The sequence below is a fragment of the Methylobacterium sp. yr668 genome, from assembly GCF_900116245.1.
GTDB lineage: Bacteria > Pseudomonadota > Alphaproteobacteria > Rhizobiales > Beijerinckiaceae > Methylobacterium.
Map to the genome: position 1 here is coordinate 1 of NZ_FOZY01000081.1, position 4,862 is coordinate 4,862.

The 4,862-nt window shown below is 66.2% G+C and carries 6 protein-coding genes and 3 pseudogenes; 7 read left to right on the plus strand and 2 right to left on the minus strand.

Features of this window, described 5'->3' with window-relative positions; translation table 11 throughout:
- The coding region (locus tag BM419_RS31345) for a transposase (RefSeq protein ID WP_139257195.1) at positions 1 to 308 on the plus strand (308 nt) is incomplete at its 5' end.
- 203 nt (positions 309 to 511) lie between these two features.
- Here the strand turns inward: BM419_RS31345 and BM419_RS31350 are convergent.
- Together BM419_RS31350 and BM419_RS31360 are read right to left on the minus strand one after the other, a co-directional pair.
- Entirely contained in the window at positions 512 to 1,054 is a 543-nt protein-coding gene (locus BM419_RS31350) for a hypothetical protein (protein WP_244540945.1), read from the minus strand.
- A gap of 314 nt (positions 1,055 to 1,368) precedes the next feature.
- Positions 1,369 to 1,632, minus strand: a pseudogene (locus BM419_RS31360) (Arm DNA-binding domain-containing protein); the annotation flags it as partial.
- Positions 1,633 to 2,027: 395 nt separating this feature from the next.
- Between BM419_RS31360 and BM419_RS31365 the strand changes: the two are divergent.
- The 6 genes and pseudogenes from BM419_RS31365 to BM419_RS31385 form a co-directional block, all read left to right on the plus strand.
- On the plus strand, positions 2,028 to 2,714 hold the full coding sequence (locus BM419_RS31365) for a transporter substrate-binding domain-containing protein (RefSeq protein ID WP_091928754.1): 687 nt from the start codon (positions 2,028 to 2,030) through the stop codon (positions 2,712 to 2,714).
- 67 nt (positions 2,715 to 2,781) lie between these two features.
- Positions 2,782 to 2,964 (plus strand): hypothetical protein, encoded by a 183-nt coding sequence (locus BM419_RS31840; RefSeq protein ID WP_100253048.1) that lies wholly within the window; start codon positions 2,782 to 2,784, stop codon positions 2,962 to 2,964.
- A 58-nt stretch (positions 2,965 to 3,022) separates the two neighbouring features.
- Complete coding sequence (locus BM419_RS31370) at positions 3,023 to 3,256, plus strand: hypothetical protein (protein WP_091928755.1); 234 nt, start codon at positions 3,023 to 3,025, stop codon at positions 3,254 to 3,256.
- The gene (locus BM419_RS31375; protein WP_020094746.1) at positions 3,246 to 3,512 is read left to right on the plus strand and encodes a hypothetical protein; all 267 of its coding nucleotides are present in this window, start codon (positions 3,246 to 3,248) and stop codon (positions 3,510 to 3,512) included. The genes BM419_RS31370 and BM419_RS31375 overlap by 11 nt, the downstream gene beginning before the upstream one ends.
- A gap of 121 nt (positions 3,513 to 3,633) precedes the next feature.
- A pseudogene (locus BM419_RS31380) lies at positions 3,634 to 4,493 on the plus strand (IS5 family transposase).
- 76 nt (positions 4,494 to 4,569) lie between these two features.
- A pseudogene (locus BM419_RS31385) lies at positions 4,570 to 4,862 on the plus strand (helix-turn-helix domain-containing protein); the annotation flags it as partial.

Consider the following 4,862-nt stretch of genomic DNA (forward strand, 5'->3'; position numbering starts at 1 on the left):
TCCCGGTGCTGCAGCCAGGCGACGTCGTCGTCATGGACAACCTGCCAGCCCACAAGGTCGCCGGCGTGCAGGACGCGATCGAGGCTGCAGGAGCGCGGCTGCTCTACCTTCCGTCCTACAGCCCTGATTTCAACCCGATTGAACAGGCCTTTGCGAAGCTGAAGGCTCTGCTACGCAGCGCGGCTGCGCGCACGATCCCGGATCTCTGGGCGGCGATCCGACAGGCCTTCACACGCTTCACTCCGCAGGAGTGCCGCAACTACCTCGCCGCAGCCGGCTACGAGGACGACTTGGCCGTCGCTACCTGACCGGGAACTGCTCTAGGTTGCTCTGATCCAGAGCCGAGGTTGATGTAATGTCGTCCATTGAAGCCTCCTGCGTATGTGGCTGAGACTCACGCAGCAACAACGACGCCTAGTCAAGGCGTATCTATGCTGGGACGACGGAGAACGTTGGATATATGCCGGCTTCCAGGACAGTTTCTGAACATGTCTGAGAGAGATCTAGGCCCTCAGGTCCAGTCGCTCATGTCTTCCTTGGCGCCGGGCTCAGTCACCCCCAAGTCGGCACTCAGGCCGCCACGGGCCTTGATCCTCATGGAAGTGGCTCGCAGGCCCGCCTGCCGCAGCCCCGTCACCTCGATCTGAGCGTGGAAGCCGGACTGGCCAAAGCGCTCGATGTGCCGGCCCAACTCGGCCACGTGCTCACGGAGTTCGGACATTCCGCGGCCGCCACCGCCACCGATCCCACCAGCTGGCGCCGCCGGGACGATTGACCGGATCGATCCGTCCGGCATCTTCATCGTGCCGTCGCCGAGATCGAGGCCTTCCTTGCCGTCCAGGCCTTTGACCAGCTTCGGCTCGAGCGCCGTCGCGTCCTTGGCCACACCGGCGCCCAATCGCCACGCGCCAGGGCACGACGCAGCGCCGGATTGAAGTGCAGCCCAATCCTGGGGCCACCCACCCCTGCTGCGCAGGAGCGCCAGCGCGACGCGCGTCTGCTCCTCCATGCGAGCCGGCTTCGAGCGGATCTGGAAGTGAATTTCGTCACCCATGTCTCAGAGCCTCGTCCTCAGGGCTTCAGCGGCGGTGGCGAGCAGGTAGGCCTCGCTGTCGCGGCGGGCAGTCTCGGCGACGTCGCCCAAGCGATCGATGCAGCGGTCCATGAGGGCCGTGCACAGGCCGAGCTGCCAGTGAGCGAGCCGACCGGATGCGTTGGGCGTCTCGGTACCGTCGGGACCGTTCGTGATGCTGCAGGGTCGGCATGTCATTGCTGCGGCGCCCGAGTTCCCGGCCCCCATCTGATCGCTCAGGCTTGGCCGGTCTCACTCATCGCTCCCGCAACCTGCATGGAGCCCCGCCGCGTGGCGCGCTCCTCCGCCGGATCCTCGCCCTTCGCCACTTGGCCCAGCAGCCCCTTCGCCTCACGGCGGGCTTCGTCAGCCGTCAGGGCGCCGTGCAGCCCTATCGTGAAGCGCCTCGACCGCCCGCTGGCGCGGTACTACACGAGGTAGCTGCGCCGGCCGGATGCGAAGATGCGCACCCCGAAGCCCGGGAGCTCATCGCACCAGAAGAAGTAGTCCCGGCCTTGCGACTCGGCCGCCTCGACCACGCGCTTGCTGAGCTTGGGCATGCCCTCCCCTCCGGTTCTGCCGAAGCACTGCGGAAGCACGCGGAAGCAAACCGAGCTCATCCGGCGGAGACGAGAGAAATGCCCGGCGCGCCAATTTCACAAGAGGCAGCAGCGGTTTGGCAATAACGAGTAAACTCTAGTAATCACGGGAAAACATGTTAGGCTAACCCTCCGAACGCAAAGGTCACACGTTCGAATCGTGTCGGGTGCGCCAATATTATCAATGGCTTAGCAGGCGTCAGCCCTGATCTTGGGATGGTCGGTGTCACCAAGGTGTCACCGCTGCGATCCCAAAGCGCGTCACTTCTCTGCTCGCTTCTGCTCCTCTCGCCGGTATGACGATAGCTAGCCCCGTGCAGGATGCCTCCGTGAAAGCGGAACTCGCTCCGACCGGTATGCTCCGAGTCGGTCTCGTTGAGGCGCCATCCGCTGGCCTAATCTTCGTCAGCCGTGCCGCCGACGGAGCGCTCGACGGCGTGACAGCCGATCTGAGCGCGGATCTCGCCCGGCAGGTCGGCCTGCCGCTGGCCGTCACCCTGTTCCCGAACTCGGGCGCCGCGGCCGCCGCCCTCGAGGCCGCGGCGATCGATGTCAGCTTCATGCCGGTCGACGTGGCCCGGCGGCAGGTGATCGATTTCGGGCCGGGCTACTACGACCTGGAGAGCACCTATCTGGTTAGCGTCGGGTCGGGCATCACCGACGTGGCGCAGGTGGATCGGCCGGGTCTCCGGGTCGTGGCTATCGACGGCACGACGACGTTCCGCGCCTCCGCCCGCACGCTGACCCGGACGCAACCCCTCCCCGTCCCGTCCGTGGCCGAGGCGGTCGCGCGCATGCGCGCTGGGCAGGCGGACGCCATTGCCCTCTCGCGCGACACGCTGCGGCCGGTGGTCCTGCAGGTTCCAGGTTCCCGGATCGTCGCGGGCGGCTTCCAGCAGACGCAGGTCGCCGTCGCCGTGCCTAAGGGGCGCCCCGCCGCCCTCGCCTGCGTTACGGCGTGGCTGGACGAGGCGAAGCGCACCGGTATTGTCCGGCGGATCTTCGATGCCCGCGGCTTCCGCGACGACGCGGTCGCGCATTAACTGGTGCTCCGGTCGCGTCGCGTGTGGTAGCGCGACGTTCGAGAGGGAGCGAATTGAGGATTGCCGTATGGCAGACAACCACAGCAAAGAGCGTATTCAGGCTGAGGCAGCTTTTGCGAAGATGCAGGACCGGTTTGGCAGCAAGGCCTTTGATGAGCCGGCAGTCAGTGCGGCGGACCAGAACACCGCACGCCTGAAGGCCGCGCGCCTTGAACGGGACGCCGCCAAAGCTGAGGCAAAAAAGCCGTGATGCACGACGCCATAGGCGAATCCCTTACCGAACACCTGAAGGCGAAGGGCTACCTGAAGTGAGCGACACTGACGCCCAGCCCGATGAGATCCAAGAAATCCTTCGGCTCGCGACGGCGCTGGCAGAGCAGTTCCTGCAGTCTGAGGCGGAGGAGTCCGCCCGTCCGGAGAGGCTTAAGGCCCTCATCAGCGCCGCCCAATTTCTCCACGACCATGATGTGGCTTGGCCGACCGCCTTGCGTGAGGCCGTGGGCAAGGCCGTAGAGCGAATGGAAGCGGTCAGTGGACGATGAGGACCGAGAATTCGAGCACTCTCCGCTGTCGGGCTCTTTCAGTCGCGATGGTGCGATCGTCGACGTCGAGATCTACCGCTACGCCGACACGCAGGACCCCTGGCAGTTAGTGGTGATCGATCTGTCGTCTGGCGGCTGCACCGCTTGGCAGGAGACCTTCACGACGGACCGTGAGGCTTACGAGGCCTTCACCGCGACGGTCGAAGCGGATGGCATGGCATCTTTCGCGGGCGTCGTGCCGACCGTGCGGCACTGACCCCATCCCTGCTTCGTGGCAGCGGCCCGAGTTGCGCATGCTAAGCCGCAACGGCTATCCGGGCCTAGGGCGTCTCTGCAAAGGGGTTCACAGGCTGGGAGGTCAGGCTCATGTGGGCTTGATGCGACGCTTTGAACTGACTGACGCGCAGTGGGAGCAGATCGCCCCGCTACTGCCTCCGCAGAAGCCGCGCACGGGCCGGCCTGCGGAGGATCACCGGCAAGTCCTCAACGGCATGCTCTGGATCCTGCGCACGGGCGCGCCCTGGGAGGATCTACCGGCGCGCTACGGTGCTGTGGGAACGGTGTCGAGCCGGTTCTACCGGTGGCGCAAGGCCGGCGTGTTCGACCGGGTGCTGCAGCGGCTGCAGGCGCAGGCGGACGCGCGCGGCGATCTCGACTGGGACCTGCACTTTGTGGACGCCACGGTGGTGCGCGCCCACCAGCACGCCGCCGGGGCACGCCGGTCCGGCGCCATCGGGGGGTGAGGCGACCGTCGAGGGGGTGGGCGAGGCGCTCGGGCGCAGCCAGGGCGGCTCCTCATCCTGAGCCTGTCGAAGGATCGACCAAGCTGCATCTGCGTGCCGAGGGCGGGGGTAAGCCGATCACGGCGGTGCTGACGGCGGGCGAGCGCCACGAGCAGTTTGCGTTGGATGCTCTCATGGACAAGGGCGTGGTGCCACGCCCAAGGCGAGGCCGCCCGCGCCTGCGTCCCCGCCGGACAGCAGGCGACCGGGGCTACTCCAGTCTGCCGGCCCGTCGCCGCCTCCGACAACGCCGGATCGAGCCGGTGATCCCCACCCGCAAGGATCAGCCCCGCCAGCTCGATTTCGACAAAGCCGCCTACCGCGAGCGCAACAAAGTCGAGCGCTTGATCGGCCGGCTCAAGCAGTATCGCCGCATTGCCACCCGCTACGAGAAGCGAGCCGCAAACTACCTCCCCATGGTCACGCTCGGCATGACCATACTCTGGCTCAGATGACTTTGCAGAGACGCCCTAGGTGTTTGATCCCGCGATGTGGTGGTACAGTTGACCACCATGCGGCGAGGGATGCGCTATGGGCCAAATTCTCCACGGCAGCGCCCGCACGACGGAGGCGATCCGTCGCGCAATACAGCTACGTCAAGAGAGTGTGAGAGCGGCGGCCAAGCGCTACGGCGTCAGCCCGACGACGATCCAGAAATGGCGCGGACGGCAGTCGACGGCCGATGCTGCCATGGGGCCGAAAGAAGCTCGGTCGACGGTCCTGACACTGGAGGACGAGGCGACCATCGTCGCCTTCCGCCGGCATACCCTGTTGCCGCTGGACGACTGCCTCTACGGCCTGCAGCCCACGATCCCGCATCTGAC